Consider the following 20,620-nt stretch of genomic DNA (forward strand, 5'->3'; position numbering starts at 1 on the left):
GTCATCCGCACTTCTGGCTGGCCGGGAGGCCGGCCACCCACTCGGCGTCGGGCTGCTCGATGCTGGAGCCCTTGGCGAAGGCGGAGACCGGCTTGGACACCGAGCCGTCGCTGCCCGGCGTCGGGAACCCTCGCGAGTCGGGGCCGTAGACCGGGTTGGTCTCGATCTTCGCCTCCTTCAGCCAGGCATCACGGGCCTGGAGGCCGGCGTTGAGCAGCTGCTCGAGGTTCTCCAGCGACGTCGGCTGACCGGTCTCCTTGCTGCCGACGGCGACCAGGGTCGCGCGACCCTCGGACCACTTCTGGAACACGTCGGTGAACTCCGTGCGCGCCTTCTCGGGCAGCTGCTCGAAGACCGGCTCGACCTGGCCGAAGAACGCCTGCGCGAGCGCCTTGTCGCCCTTGACCTTCTCGTGCTCGCCGAACTGCTCGCTCAGCTCGGCGTCCATCAGCAGGCTCAGGGACTCCTGGTTGACGCGCGCGACCGAGGTCGCGGGAGCCGTGCCGTCCTTGGCCAGGGTGCCGCGGAGCTCGCACTGCGCGTCGGCGAGGTCGGTCACGTCCCCGGTGGTGATCCGGGTGCCGTTGACCACCGAGGCGGTGCCCGGTTGGATCTCGCCGCACCCGCTCAGCAGCAGCAGTGCGACCACCGCAGCCGGAGCTGCCCATCCCCTGGGGGTGGTTCGGCCTCGGAGCTTCACGATCCGGTCTCCTCACTGCCGCTGGTCGCGGCCCTACGCTGCTGCGTGTCCGGTTCGATCACGCTGTCGATCACCTGACGCGCCCAGTCGAGCAGCTCTTCGTCCCGGGGTGCCTGGGCGCCGAAGCCGGCCGGCTGTGGTCGCGGCACCAGCATCGTACGCACGGGGACCTTGTACAGGCTCTTGGGGTAGAGCCGGTTCAGGCGGATGACGCGTGACTCGGGCAGGTCGACCGGGTGGAACCGGATGAACTTGCCCTGCGCGGTGACCTCGGAGATCCCCGCGTCGCGGCAGCGAGCCCGGAAGCTGGCCACCGACAGCAGCCGGGTGACCGGGGCCGGCGGGGTGCCGTAGCGGTCGACCAGCTCGGCGCGCAGGAGCGCGACGTCCTCGTCGGAGCGGACCTCGGCCATCCGCTTGTAGATCTCGAGCCGCAGCCGCTCGCTCTGGATGTAGTCGTGCGGCAGGTGCGCATCGATCGGCAGCTCGATCTTGACCTCGATCGGCTGCTCGACCTCGGTGCCGTCCTGGCGGAACTCGCTGACCGCCTCGCCGACGAGGCGCACGTAGAGGTCGAAACCCACGTCGGCGATGTGGCCCGACTGCTCGCCGCCGAGCAGGTTGCCGGCGCCCCGGATCTCGAGGTCCTTCATGGCGATCGCCATGCCGCCGCCGAGGTCGGAGTGCTGGGCCAGCGTGGCGAGCCGCTCGTGGGCGGTCTCGGTGAGCGGCTTGTCCGCGGGGTAGAGGAAGTACGCGTAGGCGCGCTCGCGGCTCCGGCCCACCCGCCCGCGCAGCTGGTGCAGCTGGGAGAGGCCGAGGGTGTCGGAGCGCTCGATGATCATCGTGTTCGCGTTGGAGACGTCGAGGCCGGACTCCACGATCGTCGTGCACACGAGCACGTCGAAGCGCTTCTCCCAGAAGTCGAGCATCACCTGCTCGAGCTGGTGCTCCCCCATCTGGCCGTGCGCGGTGGCCACGCGGGCCTCCGGGACGAGCTCCCTGATCCTCGCGGCGGCCTTGTCGATCGACTGCACCCGGTTGTGGATGTAGAAGACCTGTCCGTCGCGCAGCAGCTCGCGGCGTACGGCGGCGGTCACCTGGCGGTCCTCGTAGGCGCCGACGTAGGTGAGCACCGGGTGCCGCTCCTCGGGCGGGGTGGCGATGGTGGACATCTCCCGGATCCCGGTGATCGCCATCTCCAGGGTGCGCGGGATCGGGGTCGCGGACATGGAGAGGACGTCGACGCTGGTGCGCAGCCGCTTCATCTGCTCCTTGTGCTCGACACCGAAGCGCTGCTCCTCGTCGACGACGATCAGCCCGAGGTCCTTCATCCTGATGTCGGGGTTGAGCAGCCGGTGGGTGCCGATGACGATGTCGACGCTGCCGTCCTGGAGGCCGTCGATGACCTCGCGGGCCTCCTTGTCGGTCTGGAACCGGCTGAGCGCCTTCAGGGTCACCGGGAAGCCGCTCATCCGCTCGCTGAACGTCGCGAAGTGCTGGGTGACGAGCAGCGTCGTGGGGACGAGCACCGCGACCTGCTTGCCGTCCTGGACTGCCTTGAACGCGGCGCGAACGGCGATCTCGGTCTTGCCGTAGCCGACGTCACCGCACACGAGGCGGTCCATCGGTACGACGCGACGCATGTCGGCCTTGACCTCCTCGACCGTGCTCAGCTGGTCGGGGGTCTCGTGGAACGGGAAGGCGTCCTCGAGCTCGGTCTGCCACGGGGTGTCCGGCCCGAAGGCGTGGCCCTTAGTGGCCTGCCGGGCGGCGTACAGCTTGATCAGCTCGGCCGCGATCTGGCGCACGGCCTTCTTCGCACGCCCCTTGCGCTTGGCCCAGTCGCCGCCGCCGAGCCGGTCCAGGCTCGGGGCCTCGCCACCGACGTAGCGGGTCACCTGGTCCAGCGCGTCGGCAGGCACGTAGAGCCGGTCCGGCGGCGCGCCGCGCTTGGAGGCGCCGTACTCCAGGACGAGGTACTCGCGGACGGCGCCCTGCACCTCGCGCTGCTTCATCTCCACGAAGCGGCCGACACCGTGCTGCTCGTGGACCACGTAGTCGCCGGCCTTGAGCTCGAGCGGGTCGATCTGCTTCTTGCGCCGCGCCGGCATCTTGCGCATGTCGCGGGTGGTGGCCTTCTGGCCGGCGATGTCCTCACCGGTGAGGAGCACCAGGCCGGGCCGCTGGCCGTCGCCCTCGATGACCAGGCCGTGGTTGATGCAGCCCTGGGTGACCAGGACGAGGCCCGGGTCGAGGTCGGCCGGGTCGGTCGCGGTGATCTCGTCGACCAGGCGCGCGGGTACGTCGCGCTCCCCCAGCACCTCGACCATCCGCTGCGCGGGTCCGTGGCCCTGGTGGAGGGTGACCACGCGCCTGCCCTCGGCGAGGTGGGCCCGGATGTCGGTGACCACGGCCTCGATGTCGGCCCGGTAGGCCTCGGCGGGCTGCGCGGCGACGGTGCGGGTCTCCGGGGCCCGGGGGTCGACCTCGGCGAGCGCGTCGTCGCTCTCGATCCCGAACGGGCTGATCCCCCACCAGCCCAGGCCCTGCTCCAGGACCTGGGTGCGTACCTCGCCGATCGCGCGCAGGGACGCCTTGCCGAGGTCGATCGGCGCGGTCCCGCCCGAGGCGGCCGCGGCCCAGCTGGCCTCCAGGAACTCGTCGCTGGTGGCGACCAGGTCGTGGGCGCGGGTGCGGACGCGTTCGGGGTCGAGCACCAGGACGTGGCTCTGCTCGGGCAGCAGCTCGACCAGCAGCTCCATCTCGTCGACCAGCGCCGGGGAGAGCGACTCCATCCCCTCGACCGCGACGCCCTGGGCCAGCTTGTCGGTGAGCTCGGCGAGCTGGGGGTGCGCGGCGCCGAGCTCGGCGGCGCGGCGGCGTACGTCGTCGGTGAGGAGCAGCTCGCGGCACGGGGGCGCCCACAGTCGCGGCACCGGCTCGAGGGTGCGCTGGTCGGCCACGGCGAAGGCGCGGATCTCCTCGATCTCGTCGCCGAAGAACTCCACCCGCAGGGGGTGCTCCTCGGTCGGCGGGAACACGTCGACGATGCCACCGCGGACGGCGAACTCGCCGCGCTTCTCGACAAGGTCCACCCGGGAGTACGCAGCACCGGCCAGGCGTCGTACGACGTCGTCGAGCTCGACCTCCTGGCCCGGGGTCAGCTCGACGGGCTCGAGGTCCGCGAGGCCCTTGACCTGCGGCTGGAGAACCGAGCGCACCGGCGCGACGATCACCTTGAGGGGACCGTTGTTGGCCTCGGTGCCGGGGTGCTTCATCCGGCGCAGGACCGCGAGGCGACGACCCACGGTGTCGCTGCGCGGGCTGAGCCGCTCGTGGGGCAGGGTCTCCCACGCGGGGTAGAACGCGACCGCCTCGGGGTCCAGGACGTCCTGCAGCTCCTCGGTGAGGTCCTCGGCTTCGCGCACCGTCGCGGCCACCACCAGCACCGTGCGCCCGGCGTCGACGAGCCCCTTGACCACGAACGGCCGCAGCGCCGCCGGCCCGGTCAGGTCGAGCGTCGCCAGACCGGCCCCGGCATCCTTCATCGACGCCGCGAGCGCGGGCTCGCGCAGGACGAGGTCGGCGAGGGACACGGCGTCTCCTTGGGATGGATCGAGGCAGCGCGCAGGCACGCATGCAGGCCCCCAGCCAGGCAGGACAGGGGGTTGCCCCCAGTCTACGAGGTGCAGCGAGTGCCACCGCACGACGGGAACCGAGCAGGCAGCAGCCGACCCGAGGTGGTCGAGCAGCGAACGAAGTGAGCGGACAGTCGAGACCACACCGGGCGAGGCCGGAGCCAGACGTACGACGGATCGGGCCAGACGTACGACGGCAGGGGCGCCTGCACATGGGGCGTACGACGGCCAGGCGACCAGATGGTGGTCGCGTGACCACGGCGTACCCCCGGCCCACCACCCGGCGTAGGTCTGCTTCCCGGCCCACTCACGTGGTCTCGACTATCCGCTCGCTCCGCTCGCTGCTCGACCACCATGGGGTCGCGTGCACCGGCGTACCCCGGGCCCACCATCCGGCGTACTTCTGCCTCCCCGTTCACCCAGCGTGGTCTCGACTATCCGCTCGCTCCGCTCGCTGCTCGACCACCTCGGGTCAGACTGCCCAGGGTCCTTCCGGGGCCTGGACTCGGGCTTCGTCGGCTTCCTGGTCGGTGAGCTTCTCCTGGCTCTGTCGTTCGGCCTCGACGCGGCGGAGGTAGTGGTCGACCTCCTCGTCCAGGCGGGTCTGGTCCCAGCCGAGCTCGGCTGCCATCAGCTCCGCGGCGGGGCGGGCGGCGGCGGTGCCGCGGTCGAAGGACTCCACCGACAATCGCGTACGACGGGCCAGGACGTCGTCGAGGTGCCTGGCTCCCTCGTGGGTGACCGCATAGACGACCTCGGCCGCGAGGTAGTCCTCCGAGCCGGGCAGGAGCTCGGCCAGCTCGGGGCGAGCCCGCACCAGGTCGAGGACCTCGTCGACGAGACCGCCGTAGCGGCCCAGCAAGTGGTCGACCCGGACCAGGTCGAGGCCGCTGGACCGGGCCAGCGCCACCCGCTGGTTCGTGCGGGCCTCGAAGCCCGCCGCCCCGAGCAGCGGCACCCTCTCGGTGATGCTCGGGCCCGCGTTGTTGTCGAGGAACTCCTCGGCCGCGTCCACGGCGTCACGAGCCATCACCCGGTAGGTGGTCAGCTTGCCGCCCGCGATGATCACCATGCCCGGCGCCGGGGTGGCCACGGTGTGCTCGCGGGAGATCTTCGAGGTGGGCTCGGTGGCGCCCTTGAGCAGGGGTCGCAGACCGGCGTACACGCCCTGGACATCGGTGTGGTCCAGCGGCGTCCGCAGCAGCCTGTTCACGTGCTCGAGCACGTAGTCGATGTCGCTGCGCGAAGCCGCCGGGTGGGCGAGGTCGAGGTCCCACGGGGTGTCGGTGGTGCCGATGATCCAGTGGCGGCCCCACGGGATCACGAAGAGCACTGACTTCTCGGTCTTGGTGATGAAGCCGGCCTCACTACGGATCCGGTCCCGCGGAACGACGAGGTGAATCCCCTTGCTGGCCTCGACGTCGAGCGCCCCGCGCCCCCCGAGCATCTCCTGGACCTGGTTGGTCCAGACGCCGCCGGCGTTGACGACCACCTTGGCGCGCACGTCGAACTCCCGGTCGTTCTCGAGGTCCACGGCGCGTACGCCGACGACCCGGTCGCCCTCGCGCAGGAAGTCGATGACCTTGGTCCGCGAGGCCACGTGCGCGCCGTACGCCGCCGCGGTCCTCGCGATGGTCAGCACCAAGCGCGCGTCGTCGACCTGGCAGTCGTAGTACTGGATCGCGCCGGTCAGGTCCTCGCTGCGCAGGTCCGGGGCGATCCGCGCCAGCTGCTTGCGGAACAGGTGCCGGTGTCGCGGCACCCCCATCTCGTGCCTGCCCGCGCGGGCGCCAGCCAGCGCCATCCCGTCGTAGAGCACCAGCCCGGCGCCGACGTAAGGGCGCTCCCAGGTGTGGTGCAGCGGGTAGAGGAACGGCACCGGCCGCACCAGGTGCGGCGCCAGCCGGGTCAGCAGCAGCCCGCGCTCCTCGAGGGCCTCCTTGACCAGGGGGAAGTCGAACATCTCCAGGTAGCGCAGCCCGCCGTGCACCAGCTTGGAGGAACGCGAGGAGGTCCCGCTGGCGAAGTCGCGCTGCTCCACCAGCGCGGTGGAGCGTCCGCGCGAGACGGCGTCCAGCGCGGTGCCGGCACCCACGACACCGGCGCCGACCACGAGCACGTCGAGCTCGCCCGCCTGCATCGACTCCAGCGCCTTCGCGCGCGAACCCGGACCGAGATCAGCCGTCAGCGTCATGCATCCAGTCTGTCAGCGGGGTGTTACTTCCTCGTGGATCAGGAGGTCTTGCGCTTCGCGGCCGACTTCCGCGGCGTCGGGCGTACGACGAGCACCGGGCACGGCGCGTACTGCTGCACCCGCTGGGCGGTGCTGCCCATCAACACGTGCTCGCTGAGCCCGCGACCACCGCTGGCCACCACCACCAGGCCGGCGTTGAGCTGCTTGGCGGCCTTGATGATCTCGTTGGCCGGCGACCCGCTGCGCAGCCGGCGGTGCACCTTGGGGCCCCATCCGTCGAACTCCTCGGCGACCTTCGCCACGGCTGCCTCCGCGGCCTCGCGGAACGTGCGCATGTCGGGGTCGTCGGCGCTCTTCGACGTGCTGATCTCGTCGGCGAAGGAGACGGCGGCCAGTGGCCGGACGACCGCCAGGATGGAGATGTCGGAGATCTTCGCTGGGTCGGCGAACGACTTGAGGTGGCGAGCCGCGCTCAGCGACTGCCGTGATCCGTCGATCGCGATGATCACGTGCATCTCAGATCTCCTTCGGTGCGTTCGAGGTTTCCTTGGGTTCCGGCCTGCCGAAGAAGTACTCCGCCAGGTAGAGCGCACCGCCCAGGGCGAGGAGCCCAGCGCACCACACCAGCGAGAACGGGTCGTCTACGACGACGTAGATCAGCAGCAGGAAGTTGCCCACGATACCCAGATAGAGCAGCGGGCGGGACGCACGGAATGAGTCGTCGTGGTTGTCCTGGTCGCCGAGCTTGAGGCAGGCCAGGATCACCATCACGTAGATCGCCAGGGTCAGCACGACGGTGACCAGCGAGAGCCGCTCCACCACGTCGACTCCCACGCCCGCCTTGTTCAGCGCGGCGCCCACCAGCAGCAGGCCGATGACGACGATCGCCGAGAAGATCAGCGCCACCCACGGGCTGCGGCGCGAGGCGTGGATCTTGGAGAACATGCCGGGCACCACGTCCTCGCGGGCCATCCCGTAGAGGATCCGCGACTGCGTGACCACGGCCACCAGCGTGGTGTTGGTGATCGCGACCATCGCGATCACCGCGAACAGCATCGTCATCACGCCTACCGGCACGGGCAGGATGCCCTCCTTGACCACCTCGAGCAGCGCGGCGTCGGAGTCGGCGAGCGTCCTGGTGGGCACGGTCAGCGCGGCGGTGACCGCCACGATCACGTAGATGACACCGGCGGCGATCATGCCGCCGATGAGCGCACGCGGGAAGTTCTTGGAGGGGTTGATCGTCTCCTCGGCGACGTTGGCGGCGTTCTCGAAGCCGGTCATCGCGAAGAACGCGAGCGCGACGCCGGCGACCAGAGCGAAGACCGGGTTCCCCTCGGCCTCGAACTCCACCAGGCTGCCGAAGTCCGCGTTCCCCTCGGCGACGTAGATGATCCCGATGATCATGATGATGATCAGCCCGGCGATCTCCACGAACGTCATCAGCATGTTGGCCACCACCGACTCGGTGATGCCGATGAAGTTCACCACCGCCAGCAGCAGGATGAACACCAGGCTGATCAGCAGTGCCGGCGGCAGGTCCCACACCTGGGAGAAGTACGCGGAGAACCCGGTCGCCAGGGAGCCCGCGGCAGCGAAGCTGGCGGACAGGAACGTGACGGTGACCAGGAAGGTCAGCGCCTTGTTCTTGAAGGCCTTGTTGACGTAGAGCGCCGCACCGGCGGCCTGCGGGTACTTCGTGACCAGCTCTGCGTAGGCGAGCCCGGTGATCGTGGCGATCGAGACACCGACCGCGAACGCCATCCAGAAGGCCCCGCCGATGGCGCCGGCGACCGCGCCGATGAGCACGTAGATCCCCGAGCCGAGGACGTCACCGAGGACGTAGAAGAACAGCAGTCGACCGGTGATGGACCGTTTCAGCTCACTGTCGGAGCCTGAGTCGGCGGGGTCCGCCCGCTCTGCGGTGGTGTCGGACATGAGCGCCTCGCATCCAGGAGTGGTGCAGCGTGTTTCGCTGACCGTTCCCGAGGAGCCCGAGGAGGAAACCTCCCAGGATCACCCGTCTCGTCGCGTGCCGATCAGCTGACGACGACCTCGATGCGCTGGAACTCCTTGAGATCGGTGTAGCCGGTCGTCGCCATCGCCCGGCGCAGCGCGCCCATCAGGTTCATCGTGCCGTCGGCGACCCGGGAGGGACCGAACAGGATCTCCTCCAGCGTGCCGACCGTCTCGAACCCGACGCGCTCGCCCCGGGGCAGCTCGGCGTGGTGCGCCTCCGCGCCCCAGTGGAAGCCACGGCCGGGAGCATCCGTTGCACGTGCCAGCGGCGAGCCGATCATCACCGCGTCGGCGCCACAGGCCACGGCCTTGGCGATGTCGCCGCTCTTGCCGATCGACCCGTCGGCGATCACGTGGGCGTAGCGGCCGCCGGACTCGTCGAGGTAGTCACGCCGTGCGGCCGCGACGTCGGCCACGGCACTCGCCATCGGTACGGCGACACCGAGCACCTGCCGCGTGGTGTGCGCGGCACCTCCGCCGAAGCCGACGAGGACACCCGCCGCGCCGGTGCGCATCAGGTGCAGGGCGGCCTGGTACGTCGCACAGCCACCGACGATCACGGGGACGTCGAGCTCGTAGATGAAGTCCTTGAGGTTCAGCGGCTCGGAGTGGGCGCTGACGTGCTCCGCGCTCACCGTGGTGCCGCGGATGACGAACATGTCGACCCCGGCGTCGACCACGGTCTTGGCGAACTCCTTGGTCCGCTGCGGGCTCAGGCTGCCGGCGACGGTCACGCCGGCGTCGCGCACCTGTCGGATCCGCTCGGTGATCAGCTCGGCCCGGATCGGCTCGGTGTAGATCTCCTGCATCCGGCGTACGGCGTCGGGACCGGTCAGCCCGGAGACCTCCTCGAGCAGGTCGGTGGGGTCGTCGTACCTGGTCCAGAGGCCCTCGAGGTTGAGCACGCCGAGCCCGCCGAAGGTGCCGAACGCGATCGCGGTCTCCGGCGACATCACGGAGTCCATCGGGGCCGCGAGGATGGGCAGCTCGAACCGGTAGGCGTCGATCTGCCAGGCGGTGGACACCTCCTCGGGGTCACGCGTGCGCCGGCTCGGCACGATCGCGATGTCGTCGAAGGCATAGGCGCGGCGGCCGCGCTTGGCCCGGCCGATCTCGATCTCAGTCACCCCGTGAGTCTTTCACGCCGCTGGTCCACCGAGGATCACCGAGCCTCGCGCGGGCGGACGATGAGCACGTCGCAGGTCGCACGGCGGACGACTTCGGCGACCACGGTGCCCAGGAGCCGGTCGGCGATCGAGGTGGCCTGGTGGGCTCCGAGCACGATCATCACCGCGTCGTAGAAGGTGCCGGTCCGCAGCAGCGCCTCGGCCGGGGTGGAGTCGAGCATCACCGCCGCCATCACGGTCGCCTTCTGCGACCGGGCGATCTCGACCGCCTCCGCCAGGGCCTGCTCGGCCCGCCCCTTCCCGAAGACGTGCCCGATCCTGCTGTCGCCCCCGCTGGTGGCGACCATCCGCGCGTCGTCGCGGCGCGACAGGTCGGAGTAGGCGCACACGATCACCAGGTAGGCCCCGTCCCGGTTCGCCAGCCAGGCCGCCCGGTCCACTGCCGGCCCTGCCAGGGGACCTCCGTCGGTCCCGACCACGATCGTGCGATCGCCGCTCCCCGCGGTCCCCACCTCGGCCCCGGCCGCGGTCATCGCTGCTTGGCCACGAAGACGTCGGGGTCGAAGAACTCGGTGAACACCGCGTCGGTCGTCACCCGCACCTGCGGATCGTCGTCGCGGACCTTCACGTGGTGGTGCCGCCCACCCAGCCGCAGTTCGGAGGTGTAGCTCCCGGGCTCCACGTGCCAGCCGGGGCTGCCGCGCCAGTGGACCGCCTGCTCAGGGTCGGTCCAGGCCTTGAACAACACTGCCCGGGGGACGTCGAACCGTCGTTCCACGACGACGACGACGTTGGTGGTCAATGGCCTGCTCCCGCCGGTCGGCCGCTGTTCCCCCGTCCTTGTCCAGAGTCGCGCGGGGACAAAGGGGTGCAGGCCGGTCCGAGTGGGCGCGGGTCAGCGGCCGCCGTTGACCGCGTGGTCGAGAGCGTCACGCAGCCAGTCGCGGTAGCGCTCCGGGCTCCAGCCAAGCGCCCGGAAGGCCAGGAACGTCTCCGCCGAGGTGAGCATCTGCACCACCGGCACCGCGTCGGGTGAGGGCGTGCCGTCGCGGACCAGGAGGGATACCACGGCGCGCGAGGACCCCAGGCGCCGGAGCTCGGCGCCGTGACGCACGGCCAGCGCGGTGGCGTCGCTGCCGGCGGCCTCGTTGAGTACGGCGACCAGCGGCGCCATCTGCCCCAGCACGTCGCACGCGAACCCGGCCGCCCGCTCCAGGCGCCCCTCGACCCCCTCGACCTCGTCGAGCCGCAGGGCCGAGAGAGCAGCCTGCAGGTCGGGGTGCTTCCCGAAGCTCACCCGACGGATCGCCGCGATCAGCAGCTCGGCGCGGGACCCGAAAGAGCGCGTCACGGTCTCCTCCGGGACCCCGGCGTCACGGGCCACGTCGGCGAACGTGGTGCGCCCCCAGCCGCGTGCGGCGAACTGCCTCGCCGCGGCCCCCAGGATGCGGTCCCGGTGCACGCCGGCGGGTTGAGCGGGAGTCGGGGGCAGCGGTGGCCGCAGGTCCAGGTGCATCACGTGCAGGTCGGCATGCTCGGCGTCGTGGCCCGGGGGCAGCCGGTAGGCGTCCGGGACGGTGCCCACGACGCGGAAGCCCAGCGACTGCCACAGCCGCACGGCGGCGACGTTGGTGGAGACGACTGCGTTGAACTGGATCCCGGCGTACCCGGCCTCCCGCAGCCATGCCACGCCGTACTCCCCCAGCAGCCGGCCGACGCCTCGGCCGCGTGCCGCCTCGGTGACCATGAAGCTCGCGGTGCCGACGTGGGCTCCCTGGGCGGGCCGGTTGGGGCCCATCTTGGCGCTGCCGAGGAGCTCGTCGCCGTCCACGGCGACGACCACGTGCTGGCCGGACCAGAACTCCCGCGTCTGCTCCTGCGAGGCGGGCACCTCCATCGCGTAGGTCTCCCCCGCCGTGGCGACCTCGACCACCAGGTCGTGCACGCTCGGCCAGTCCGAATCGCGGAGGGGCCGGAGGATCACGTCGTTCACGGGAGCAGTCTCACAGCCCGAAGAGCTCGCCGAGCACTGTTGCCACACCGTCGTCGTCATTGGTGGGCGCCACGTGGCTCGCGACCTCGAGGACGCTGGGGTGCGCGTTGCCCATCGCGTACGCCGTCCCGGCCCACGTCAGCATCGCCAGGTCGTTCGGCATGTCCCCGAACGCGACCACCTCATGCGCCTCGACGCCGAGCTCGGTGCTCACCCGCTCCAGGGTGGCGGCCTTGGTGATCCCCGCGGCACTGATCTCCACCAGGCCTTCCATCGACCACGACGGGGTCGCGAGGTCACCGACGGCGGCCGTCACGGCGTCACGGAGCTCCTCGAAGGGCACGTGCGGGTGCCGGACGAGCACCTTGACCGCGGCCTGGTCCCACACGTCCTCGAGCCGGCCGCTCGGGGTGTCGGGCGGGAAGGGACGCCGCCCGGCGAACCCGTCGCCCAGACGCGGTCCGTCGACGGTCTCGATCGCGAACGCCGAGCCCGCCAGCTCGGCGGTGATCGCCTCGACCAGCTCGAGCCCGGCCTCACGCTCGATGCCGGTGACGTCGCGGACCTTCTGGGCGGTCACGTCGTAGACCACTGCACCGTTGGCCACGATCGCCAGCCCGTGGGCGCCGACCGAGCCCCACAGCTCCTCCATCCACCGCAGCGGCCGCCCGGTCACGAACACGACGGGGACACCCGCGGTGTCCAGCTCGACCAGGAGGTCGCGCGTCCGCGGCGAGACGGTGCCGTCACTGCGCAGCAGGGTGCCGTCGAGGTCGGTGGCGACCAGGCGCGGGCGCCTCACCGCCACGAGTAGTTGGGCGCCTCGGCCGTGATCTGGACGTCGTGCGGGTGGCTCTCCTTGAGGCCCGCCGAGGTGATCCGCACGAAGCGGCCCTTCTCGCGCAGCTCGGGGATGGTCCGGGCACCGACGTAGAACATCGACTGGTGCAGGCCGCCGAGCAGCTGGTGGGCCACCGCGGCGAGCGGCCCGCGGTAGGCGACCTGGCCCTCGATGCCCTCGGGGACGATCTTGTCGTCGCTGGTCACGTCGGCCTGGAAGTAGCGGTCCTTGGAGTAGGACTTCTTCCCGCGGCTCGACATCGCGGCGAGCGAGCCCATCCCTCGGTAGGACTTGTACTGCTTGCCGTTGACGAACACCAGCTCTCCGGGGCTCTCCTCGCACCCGGCCAGCAGGGAGCCGAACATCACCGACTCCGCACCGGCCACGAGGGCCTTGGCGATGTCACCGGAGTACTGCAGCCCGCCGTCGGCGATCAGCGGCACGTCGGAGGGCCCACAGGCCAGCGAGGCCTCGTAGACCGCGGTCACCTGGGGTACGCCGACCCCGGCGACCACGCGGGTGGTGCAGATCGAGCCCGGCCCGACGCCGACCTTGACCGCGTCCGCACCCGCGTCGATCAGGGCCTGCGCCCCGCCTCGGGTGGCGACGTTGCCGCCGACGATCTGGACGTGCCGGGTCGCCGGGTCGCTCTTGAGCCGGCCGATCATGTCGAGCAGCAGCCGGGCGTGGCCGTGCGCGGTGTCCACCACGAGCACGTCGACGCCGGCCTCGACCAGGGTGGTGGCGCGCTGCCAGGCCTCGCCGAAGTAGCCGACGGCCGCACCGACGAGCAGCCGCCCGTCGGCGTCGTTGGAGGCGTTGGGGAACTGCTCGGACTTCACGAAGTCCTTGACCGTGATCAGGCCGGCAAGGCGGTCCTGGTCGTCGACGATCGGCAGCCGCTCGCGCTTGTGCTGGCGCAGCAGCGCGGTGGCGTCCTCGCGGCTGATCCCGATCGGTGCGGTGATCAGCGGCATCGGGGTCATCACCTCGTCGACCTTGGTTGTCGCCCACTCGGCCAGCGGGGTGAAGCGCAGGTCGCGGTTGGTGATGATGCCGAGAAGCCGGTTGTCGGTGTCGACCACGGGCAGTCCGGAGACGCGGTACTCACCGCAGATCTGGTCGAGCTCCTCCAGGGTCTTGTCCGGGGTGATCGTGACCGGGTTGGAGATCATGCCGGTCTGGGTGCGCTTGACCAGGTCGACCTGGTAGGCCTGGTCCTCGATGGACAGGTTGCGGTGCAGGATGCCGATGCCGCCCTCGCGGGCCATCGCGATCGCCATCCGCGACTCGGTGACCGTGTCCATGGCGCTGGAGATCAACGGCGTGCGCAGCGAGATCTCGCGCGTGAGCCTCGTGCTGGTGTCGACCTCGCTCGGGATCACGTCCGTCTCACCCGGCAGGAGCAGCACGTCGTCGTAGGTCAGTCCGAGCGGTGCGAACTTGCTGGGGACTTCTGAGGGGACACCTGGTGTCATCGGATCCGGGGCCCTTCCCGTGGAAACGTCTGGACCCTGAGTCTAACGACCGGAAGGGCTGCGATCTTCCCCCGGGACCGGTGCAGCGGTCGTGGAACGGTGCACTCCGGTCACCACGATCCGTGCCCGCAGCAGCCCGTCGCCGGCCTTGATCCTCGCCCGGAGGCCGACCTTGCTGAGCATGGAGACGAAGCCGGAGTCCTCGGGCAGCGCCAGCAGCACGATCTCGTCGGCTCCGGCGGCCGCCGCCTTCGACGCCGCCCGGGTGAGCAGCTGGGTGCCGATGCCGAGCCGGCGCCAGGACGGAGCCACCTCGATGGTCAGGTCGTGGTCCTCGGTGGGGCCGAACGTGGCGACGCCGACGACGTGTCCGCCGATCCGGGCGACCACGCCGCGGGGAGTCTCGTCGTACTCCACGGGGGTGGCGTTCCTGCGGGTCACGGGACGTCCCGCCGAGGAGGCGAGCGCGGTGAGCGCCGCGGCGCGGGAGTGCTCGGTGGCGCTCCACTTCTCCCGGTGCGGACCGAGCAGCTTCTCCAGCAGGGTCGGGAGCAGGTCGGGGTCCGCGACCACGTCGTGCGCCGCGGTCAGCCACCGGGTCGGCTGGTCGATCAGGTCGTGAGTGGTGCAGGGTTCGACGCTCACCTCGTCCCCGCCTGCACCACTCACGAGTTCGGCGACCGCTTTCGCGGTCCAGGTGTCGGGCGCACTGATCACCAGCTCGTCGGTGACGCGACCCAGGTCGGGAAAGATCTGCAGTCCGAGGATGTTCAGGCCGGCGTCTCCGCAGCGCGTGGACAGCAGCGCCAGCGCGCCGGGCCGCTCGGTGAGCGAGGCCCGAACTCGGAAGAACATGTGGCCACAGTGGCGGGAGTGTGTTGCGCGCTCGCTGCGCTTGTGTTGCAGGCATGTCAACAAGTTCGGCAACTCGGGCGGGGCCGGGTGGTTCAGTGGTGGGCATGGATCCGGTCACGGCCGCGTTCGACGCCGTCCCCCGAGCGGACTTCCTGCCGCGCCTGGCACGGCTCCGCTCCGGCCTCGACGCGCCCATCTCGATCGGTCACGGGCAGACCAACTCCCAGCCGCGCACGGTCGAGGCGATGCTGCGCCTGCTGGAGGTGCGAGCGGGGCACCGGGTCCTCGAGGTCGGCGCCGGGTCGGGCTGGGTCACCGCCCTGCTGGCCCACCTCACCGGGGTCACCGGCTCCGTGATTGGGGTCGAGCTGGTGCCGCAGCTGAGCGCGTGGGGCGCGCGCAACCTGGAGCGCCGGGACCAGCCGTGGGCCACCATCCGGCCCGCGGTCCCCTCGGTGCTGGGTCACCCCGAGGGGGCGCCGTACGACCGGATCCTGGTCTCCGCCGAGGCCGCCACCCTGCCCGAGGAGCTGCTCGACCAGCTCGGCGACGGCGGGCGCATCGTGGTCCCGGTCGCCGGCACGATGACCCTGGGAGTACGGCGAGGGGACGCCGTGGAGACCAGCGAGCACGGCAGGTACCGCTTCGTGCCGCTGCTGTGACGCCCGAACCCTCACAAATGTTGGGTTGTGACGTCCGAAACTGCGGTTTCGACATCCCGACCCAACATTTGTGGGGTACGGCGTCGCGCTAGATGACCAGGCCCAGCAGGAGCACGAACACCAGGCCGGTGACCGACAGGGTGGTCTCCATCAGCGACCAGGACTTGATCGTCTGGCCGACCGAGAGCCCGAAGTACTCCTTGACCAGCCAGAAGCCGGCGTCGTTGACGTGGGAGAAGAACACCGATCCCGACCCGATCGCGAGCACCACCAGCGAGACCTCGCCCTGGCTGAGCCCCTCGACCAGCCCGAGCATCAGGGCCGAGGCCGTGATCGTGGCGACGGTGGCCGAGCCGGTCGCCAGGCGGATCAGCACCGCGAGGAACCAGGCCAGCAGCAGCACCGAGACGTTCGCGCCCTTGGCCCAGTCGGCCAGCAGGGTGCCGACGCCCGTGTCCACCAGCACCTGCTTGAACCCGCCGCCGGCCGACACGATGAGCAGGATCCCGGCGATGGCCGGCAGCGAGCTCTCCACCGACTTGGTGATCGCGGCGCGGTCCATCCCGGACCCGCGGCCGAAGGTGAACATCGCCACGACGACCGCGATCAGCAGCGCCATGAACGGGTCGCCGATCACGTCGAAGACCTGCTGCACCCGGTTGTCCTCGTCGTCGATGGCGATGTCGGCGACCGCCTTGGCCATCATCAGCGCGACCGGCAGCAGGACGGTGGCCACGGTGACACCGAACCCGGGCCGGTCGCCCACATCGGTCTCCTCGCGGCCCGAGAACATCTCGGGGGCGGGTACGTCGACCCAGCGGGCGGCCACCCGGCCGAAGAGCGGCCCGGCGACCACGACGGTGGGGACGGCGACGATGATGCCGAGCATCAGGGTCGTGCCCAGGTCGGCGCCGAGGGAGTCGATCGCGACCAGCGGGCCGGGGTGCGGGGGCACCAGACCATGCATCGCGGAGAGCCCCGCGAGCGTGGGGATGCCGATCGCGATCACCGAGAGCTGGGCGCGCCTGGCCACCAGGTAGATCACCGGCATCAGCAGCACGAGGCCGATCTCGAAGAACATCGGCAGCCCGATCAGGGCGCCCACCCCGGCCATCGCCCACGGCAGTCCCGCCTTCGAGGACCGCCCCACGATGGTGTCGACGATCTGGTCGGCGCCGCCGGAGTCGGCGAGCAGCTTGGCGAACATCGCGCCGAGGGCGATCAGGGCGCCGACGCCGGCGGCCGTCGTACCGAAGCCGGTGGAGAAGCTGCCGATCACGTCGCTGAGGTTCTGGCCGGCCACGATGCCCACCGTGAGCCCGCCGAAGATCAGCGCCAGGAACGGGTGCAGCTTGAGCCAGGTGATCAGCACGACGATCAGCGCGATCGCCAGGAGCGTGGCGGTGACGAGCTGCCAACCCGCGGCGACGGGCTCGATGATCGGTGCGGCGTCGGCGAGGGGAACCATCACGTCTCCCGGCGGTGCTGGGCGAGGTAGGACTCCACGATCGCGTCGACGCCCTGGTCCACCTCGATCACGATCCCGTGCTCATCAGGCTCCAGTGGCTCCAGCGTCGCGAACTGCGAGCTGAGCAGCGAGGCCGGCATGAAGTGCCCCGGCCGGCTCGCCTGGCGACGGGTGATCACCTCGGGGCTTCCGTGCAGGTGCACGAACTCGACGGCGGAGGTGTGGCTGCGCAGCTGGTCGCGGTAACGGCGCCGCAGCGCGGAGCAGCTGATCACTCCCCCGGTGGCCTCGTGCTCGTGCAGCCAGCGGCCGATCTCCTCGAGCCAGGGCCAGCGGTCGTGGTCGTCGAGCGCCTCCCCGGCGCTCATCTTCGCGATGTTGGCGGGCGGGTGGAAGTCGTCCGCGTCGGCGTACGGCGCCCGCACCCGCTGCGCCAGCGCCGCCCCCACGGTGGACTTCCCCGAACCGGAGACGCCCATGACCACGACCAGCGGTGGCGGCACGCTGACTCCTCGCAGATCAGACGGTGATGGCGCTCAGTCTGCTGGATGTGGGGCTCCACGGCGAGGGTGTGCGGCGTCCGGTTTCCCGGGTGATGAACCAAAACTGCCTCTTCACACACCGGGTGAGGTGTGTGAAGAGGCAGTTCGGGTTCATCACCTGGGAAACCGTCAGGCCCCCCGGGTCAGTCGATCAGTGGCCGTGCCCGTGGCCGTGACCCGCGGCGGCGGGCTCTTCCTCTTCGGGCTTGTCCACGATCAGGGTCTCGGTCGTGAGCAGCATGCCCGCGATCGAGGTGGCGTTGGTCAGCGCGGACTTGGTCACCTTGACCGGGTCGAGCACGCCCTGGGAGACGAGGTCGCCGTACTCGCGGGTGGCGGCGTTGTAGCCGTTGCCCACACCGAGCTCGCGGACCTTGGCGACCACGACGTAGCCCTCCTGGCCACCGTTCTCGGCGATCCAGCGGAGGGGCTCGTCAGCGGCCTTGCGCACGATGCGCACGCCCATCGCCTCGTCACCGGTGAGGCCGAGGTCGTCCTCGAGCACGCTGACCGCGTGGATCAGGGCCGAGCCACCGCCGGGGACGATGCCCTCCTCGATCGCGGCGCGCGTCGCGGAGACGGCGTCCTCGATGCGGTGCTTCTTCTCCTTCAGCTCCACCTCGGTGGCGGCACCGACCTTGACGACACACACGCCGCCGGCGAGCTTCGCGAGCCGCTCCTGCAGCTTCTCGCGGTCCCAGTCGGAGTCGCTGGCCTCGATCTCGGCCTTGATCTGGTTGACGCGGCCGTTGACCTCCTCGGCGTTGCCACCACCCTCGACGATCGTGGTGTTGTCCTTGGTGACCACGACGCGGCGGGCGGTGCCGAGCACGTCGAGACCGACCTGGTCGAGCTTGAGGCCGACCTCGGGGGCGATGACCTGGCCACCGGTGAGGGTGGCGATGTCCTGCATCATCGCCTTGCGGCGGTCACCGAAGGCGGGAGCCTTGACCGCGACGGCGTTGAACGTGCCGCGGATCTTGTTGACCACCAGGGTCGAGAGCGCCTCGCCCTCGACGTCCTCGGCGAGGATGAACAGCGGCTTGCCGGCCTGGATGACCTTCTCCAGCAGGGGCAGCATCTCGGCGATCGCGGAGATCTTGCCCTGGTGCAGCAGGATGTAGGGGTCGTCGAGGACGGCCTCCATCGACTCCTGGTCGGTGACGAAGTACGGCGAGAGGTAGCCCTTGTCGAACTGCATGCCCTCGGTGAACTCCAGCTCGGTGCCCATGGTGTTGGACTCCTCGACGGTGATCACGCCGTCCTTGCCGACCTTGTCGAAGGCCTGCGCGAGCAGGTCGCCGATGTGCTCGTCACGGCTGGAGACGGTGGCGACGGCCTCCATGTCCTTGCGGTCGTCCACGTCGCGGGCGGCCTTGCTCAGCGCCTCGTTGACCGCAGCGGTCGCCTGGTCCATGCCGCGCTTGAGGCCCATCGGGTTGATGCCGGCCGCGACGAAGCGCAGGCCCTCGTGCACCATCGACTGGGCGAGCACGGTCGCGGTCGTCGTACCGTCACCGGCGACGTCGTTGGTCTTGGTCGCGACCTCCTTGGCGAGCTGGGCGCCGAGGTTCTCGAACGGGTCGTCGAGCTCCACCTCACGGGCGACGGTCACACCGTCGTTGGTGATGGTGGGCGCGCCCCACTTCTTGTCCAGCACGACGTAGCGGCCGCGCGGGCCGAGCGTCACCTTGACGGCGTTGGCGAGCTTGTCGACGCCACGCTCGAGCGAGCGGCGTGCGTCCTCGTCGAACTCGAGAATCTTGGGCATGTGTGCCTCCTACGAAAACAGTTGAAGGCCCGAGCCGGGCAGGACGGGCCTGCGAGCTCTGGACCGGGGGACGTGCGGACTCAGGAGGCTGGGGCACACCGACGGCGTACGTCGGGTGCCCCAGCCGTCCGAGAAATCAGGAGACGACTGCGAGCACGTCGCGCGCGGAGAGGATGAGGTACTCCTCGCCGGCGTACTTGACCTCGGTGCCGCCGTACTTGCTGTAGATCACCTTGTCGCCGACAGCGACGTCCACCGGGATGCGCTCGTCGCCGTCCTCGTTCCACCGGCCGGCGCCGACTGCGATGACCTCGCCCTCCTGGGGCTTCTCCTTGGCGGTGTCCGGGATGACGAGTCCGGATGCCGTGGTCTGCTCAGCCTCGAGGGCCTTGACTACGATTCGGTCCTCGAGGGGCTTGATGTTGACCGACACTCTGATCAACCTCCATTTTCCACACAGTCGTTGGGATGTTAAAAGTTCTCGGCCTGCACTGACGGACGCCGTCGCGGGGCTCGTACGCCGGTACAAACGCAAACACTCACCGGGTGAGTGCCAGTTCAAAAACTAGCACTCGCACCCGATGAGTGCCAGAGCGGGGGCCTCAGACGGTTGTCGTCGAGGAGGCCCGGCGTGCGTGACGCAGACCCAGCAGACCCAGCAGCAGCATCCCTGCGGCTCCCACGAAGGAGGCGATCGCGGCGTAGCCGGCGATGGTGCCCATCGTGGCGAAGGCGTAGCCGTAGAGGAGCAGGCCGCGAAGCGTGTTGCCCTGCAGGAGGCTCTCGCGCAGCGCGCCGGCCTCCTGGCCCTCCGCGGATGCCTTCTGCTCGTCGGTCATGGCCTGGAACTCGCTGCTGACCTCGGAGTAGGAGCGTCCTTCGCTGGAGTGGTTCATGTGGGTCAGGATGTAGTGGTCAGCGAAGGCACGCGCCTCGGGACCGGTGTCCATCTTGCTGCCCGCGAACTCCTTGAGGACCTTGGCGTCAGCGGGGGTGACGCTCTTCAGCGCATCGCCCTCGGGCATCGTGATGTCCTGCATGGTGAGCTGGTCATGCACCTGGTCAGCGATGAACGTGTTGGCCCAGGTGAGGAGCCCACCGGCTGCGAGGAGGACTGCGGCCAGGGCGAGCCCGGTCCACGAGATCAACTTGTCAAGTACAGAACGCATCGGTGACTCCTTGTCATGGCGGTTTCTCCGCCGGTTGTTCTTGTTTGATAAGCCTAGAAGTACGGATATCTACCGCCCAGAGGCGAAATCCCCCTGTTTATAGGGACCTATGGTTCCACCCGATGGGACCTTCACCGCGGTCCAGGACGGCCGTGGCGAG

18 protein-coding genes are annotated in these 20,620 nt (G+C 70.1%); 1 reads left to right on the top strand and 17 read right to left on the bottom strand.

Features of this window, described 5'->3' with window-relative positions; translation table 11 throughout:
* Position 1: 1 nt before the first annotated feature.
* From AC4BGB_RS08955 to AC4BGB_RS09010, 12 genes are all read right to left on the bottom strand, one after another.
* Positions 2–700: a hypothetical protein gene (locus AC4BGB_RS08955; RefSeq protein WP_490546433.1), complete on the bottom strand. Its 699-nt coding sequence runs from the start codon at positions 698–700 to the stop codon at positions 2–4.
* Entirely contained in the window at positions 697–4,251 is a 3,555-nt protein-coding gene (gene mfd / locus AC4BGB_RS08960) for a transcription-repair coupling factor (RefSeq protein WP_490546804.1), read from the bottom strand. Before mfd ends, AC4BGB_RS08955 begins: the two co-directional genes overlap by 4 nt.
* Before the next feature lie 562 nt (positions 4,252–4,813).
* On the bottom strand, positions 4,814–6,535 hold the full coding sequence (locus AC4BGB_RS08965; protein ID WP_490546434.1) for a glycerol-3-phosphate dehydrogenase/oxidase: 1,722 nt from the start codon (positions 6,533–6,535) through the stop codon (positions 4,814–4,816).
* Positions 6,536–6,573: 38 nt separating this feature from the next.
* Positions 6,574–7,050 (bottom strand): universal stress protein, encoded by a 477-nt coding sequence (locus tag AC4BGB_RS08970; protein ID WP_490546435.1) that lies wholly within the window; start codon positions 7,048–7,050, stop codon positions 6,574–6,576.
* A gap of 1 nt (position 7,051) precedes the next feature.
* Positions 7,052–8,473, bottom strand: coding sequence for an APC family permease (locus AC4BGB_RS08975; protein ID WP_490546436.1), 1,422 nt, complete (start codon positions 8,471–8,473; stop codon positions 7,052–7,054).
* A 101-nt stretch (positions 8,474–8,574) separates the two neighbouring features.
* Positions 8,575–9,681, bottom strand: a complete 1,107-nt coding sequence (locus AC4BGB_RS08980; RefSeq protein WP_490546437.1) for a GuaB3 family IMP dehydrogenase-related protein — start codon at positions 9,679–9,681, stop codon at positions 8,575–8,577.
* A gap of 35 nt (positions 9,682–9,716) precedes the next feature.
* Entirely contained in the window at positions 9,717–10,214 is a 498-nt protein-coding gene (locus AC4BGB_RS08985) for a universal stress protein (RefSeq protein ID WP_490546438.1), read from the bottom strand.
* On the bottom strand, positions 10,211–10,483 hold the full coding sequence (locus AC4BGB_RS08990) for an SRPBCC domain-containing protein (protein ID WP_490546439.1): 273 nt from the start codon (positions 10,481–10,483) through the stop codon (positions 10,211–10,213). The genes AC4BGB_RS08985 and AC4BGB_RS08990 overlap by 4 nt, the downstream gene beginning before the upstream one ends.
* A gap of 93 nt (positions 10,484–10,576) precedes the next feature.
* Positions 10,577–11,674, bottom strand: coding sequence for a GNAT family N-acetyltransferase (locus tag AC4BGB_RS08995; RefSeq protein ID WP_490546440.1), 1,098 nt, complete (start codon positions 11,672–11,674; stop codon positions 10,577–10,579).
* Positions 11,675–11,684: 10 nt separating this feature from the next.
* Positions 11,685–12,476, bottom strand: coding sequence for an HAD family hydrolase (locus AC4BGB_RS09000; RefSeq protein ID WP_490546441.1), 792 nt, complete (start codon positions 12,474–12,476; stop codon positions 11,685–11,687).
* A complete protein-coding gene (gene guaB, locus AC4BGB_RS09005; RefSeq protein WP_490546442.1) occupies positions 12,473–13,993 on the bottom strand; it encodes an IMP dehydrogenase in 1,521 nt (506 codons plus the stop codon). Before guaB ends, AC4BGB_RS09000 begins: the two co-directional genes overlap by 4 nt.
* 42 nt (positions 13,994–14,035) lie before the next feature.
* Positions 14,036–14,848 (bottom strand): GNAT family N-acetyltransferase, encoded by an 813-nt coding sequence (locus AC4BGB_RS09010; protein WP_490546443.1) that lies wholly within the window; start codon positions 14,846–14,848, stop codon positions 14,036–14,038.
* A 104-nt stretch (positions 14,849–14,952) separates the two neighbouring features.
* Here AC4BGB_RS09010 and AC4BGB_RS09015 point away from each other — a divergent pair, with 104 nt between their 5' ends.
* Entirely contained in the window at positions 14,953–15,510 is a 558-nt protein-coding gene (locus AC4BGB_RS09015) for a protein-L-isoaspartate O-methyltransferase family protein (RefSeq protein ID WP_490546444.1), read from the top strand.
* An 88-nt stretch (positions 15,511–15,598) separates the two neighbouring features.
* Here AC4BGB_RS09015 and AC4BGB_RS09020 read toward each other — a convergent pair whose 3' ends face one another.
* From AC4BGB_RS09020 to AC4BGB_RS09040, 5 genes are all read right to left on the bottom strand, one after another.
* On the bottom strand, positions 15,599–16,978 hold the full coding sequence (locus AC4BGB_RS09020; RefSeq protein WP_490546445.1) for a GntP family permease: 1,380 nt from the start codon (positions 16,976–16,978) through the stop codon (positions 15,599–15,601).
* Positions 16,978–17,481 (bottom strand): gluconokinase, encoded by a 504-nt coding sequence (locus AC4BGB_RS09025; RefSeq protein ID WP_490546446.1) that lies wholly within the window; start codon positions 17,479–17,481, stop codon positions 16,978–16,980. The genes AC4BGB_RS09020 and AC4BGB_RS09025 overlap by 1 nt, the downstream gene beginning before the upstream one ends.
* Before the next feature lie 190 nt (positions 17,482–17,671).
* Positions 17,672–19,291 (bottom strand): chaperonin GroEL, encoded by a 1,620-nt coding sequence (groL, locus tag AC4BGB_RS09030; RefSeq protein ID WP_490546447.1) that lies wholly within the window; start codon positions 19,289–19,291, stop codon positions 17,672–17,674.
* Between the two features lie 136 nt (positions 19,292–19,427).
* A complete protein-coding gene (gene groES / locus AC4BGB_RS09035; RefSeq protein ID WP_490546448.1) occupies positions 19,428–19,724 on the bottom strand; it encodes a co-chaperone GroES in 297 nt (98 codons plus the stop codon).
* A gap of 169 nt (positions 19,725–19,893) precedes the next feature.
* Positions 19,894–20,460 carry a hypothetical protein gene (locus AC4BGB_RS09040; RefSeq protein WP_490546449.1) on the bottom strand — a complete coding sequence of 189 codons (567 nt, stop codon included), beginning with the start codon at positions 20,458–20,460 and terminating at the stop codon, positions 19,894–19,896.
* Between the last annotated feature and the right edge of the window lie 160 nt (positions 20,461–20,620).

The organism is Nocardioides sp. Z30_9, assembly GCF_058215735.1.